Annotated in this window: 1 protein-coding gene; it reads left to right on the plus strand. The window is 36.1% G+C overall.

Going from position 1 to position 1,935, the window contains the following annotated elements:
- The first annotated feature begins 15 nt into the window (after positions 1 to 15).
- Positions 16 to 1,869 carry a glycoside hydrolase family 13 protein gene (locus tag H6A61_RS15135; RefSeq protein WP_154043835.1) on the plus strand — a complete coding sequence of 618 codons (1,854 nt, stop codon included), beginning with the start codon at positions 16 to 18 and terminating at the stop codon, positions 1,867 to 1,869.
- The last annotated feature ends 66 nt before the right edge of the window (positions 1,870 to 1,935 follow it).

Below are 1,935 nucleotides of genomic sequence, written 5' to 3' on the forward strand. Positions count from 1 at the left end.
GTAAAAATCAATATCATGAAACAAACACTGTTAACCGTTATGGCTGTATTGTCATTATTATTTCCTTTTTCTTCAAAATCGTATGCAGTAATTAAGAAGGTTGCACCTACATTCTGGTGGGCCGGAATGAAAAATCCGGAATTACAAGTTTTACTTTACGGCGATGACATATCTTCCTCCGAAGTCTCTATTTCCAGTAAAGATATTTATCTGAAGGAAATAGTCAGACAGTCCAATTCCAATTATCTTATCATTTATCTTGACCTGAATGAAGCGAAGGCACAGAATTTTGATATAATACTCAAGAAAGGTCGTAAGATTACTAAGGTACCATATGAACTTAAGGAACGTATACGTAAAGGTTCCGATATTGAAGGATTTACAGCAAGCGATGTGCTTTATTTGATAATGCCGGACAGATTTTCCAACGGAGATCCTGAAAACGATGTAGTACCTGGAATGTTGGAAAATAAAGTTGACCGTAATGAACAGTATGCCCGTCATGGTGGGGATTTTAAAGGTATATCAGAACATTTGGACTATATATCAGATCTTGGTGTTACAGCAGTCTGGCTTAATCCTACTCAAGAGAATGATATGAAAGAAGGATCATATCATGGATATGCGATAACTGACTACTATCAGATAGACAGACGTTTTGGTAGTAACGAAGAATTTCTCAAATTGGTAAATGAAGCTCACGATAAAGGATTGAAAGTTGTTATGGATATGATTTTCAATCATTGCGGAAGTGAGAACTATCTGTTTAAGGACAGACCGCAGGATGATTGGTTTAATTTCCGTTCCAATTATGTCCAGACATCGTTCAAGACAGCAAGCGTAATGGATATTCATGCATCGGATTATGAAAAAGCTATAGCTACAGACGGATGGTTCACTCAAGTAATGCCTGATTTGAATCAAAGAAACCGTCATGTAGCACGTTATCTTATTCAGAGCAGTATATGGTGGATAGAATATGCTGGGATCAATGGAATACGTCAGGATACTCATCCATACGCTGATTATGATTTTATGTCAACATGGTGTAAGGAAGTTCTGGAAGAATATCCTCATTTCAATATCGTAGGCGAAACATGGCTTAACAGTAATGTACTAGTTTCGTATTGGCAGAAAGACAGCAAACTTGCCGCTCCAAAGAATTCAAATCTTCCTACAGTTATGGATTTCCCTCTTACCGATCTTATGACCAAAGCCTTTGATGAGGAAACTACCGAATGGTCAGGCGGTCTTTACAGATTATATGATTATCATACTCAAGACTTTGTGTATGCCAATCCTATGAGTCTTTTGACATTTCTTGATAATCATGATACATCTCGTTTCTGCAAGAATGAAGAAGATTCAAAAAACATCACACGTTATAAACAGGCAATAACATATTTACTTACAACGAGAGGAATTCCTCAAATATATTACGGAACGGAAATACTTATGGCTGCCGATAAGAGTGAAGGAGACGGATATCTGCGTCGTGATTTTCCTGGTGGATGGGAAGGAGATGAAGTAAACTGTTTTACACGTGAAGGCAGAACAGAACTTCAGAACGAAGCATTCGATTATACTCGTAAGCTTTTGAATTTCAGAAAAGGTAACGAGGCTATATGTAAAGGTACGATGAAACATTTCGCTATACGTAATGGAATTTATGTATATGAAAGAAAGTACAACGACAGTTCTGTAGTAGTATTTATGAATGGAACAGATGAAAATCAGACTTTAAATCTTGCACCATATAAGGAAGTACTTCCGAAATCCGAGGCTATTGACTTTATTACAGGAAAGAAAGTGGCTTTAAAAGATGAATTACTTCTTGAAAAACGTGGAATACTACTTTTGACATTCTAAAAATCATTTATAAAATCAGTTATTGCTCTATAAATATAAATGTCATATAATCAGATGTTTATGTGG

The sequence above is a fragment of the Bacteroides caecigallinarum genome (assembly GCF_016901995.1).
In the GTDB taxonomy this organism is placed as follows: Bacteria; Bacteroidota; Bacteroidia; order Bacteroidales; family Bacteroidaceae; genus Phocaeicola; species Phocaeicola cellulolyticus.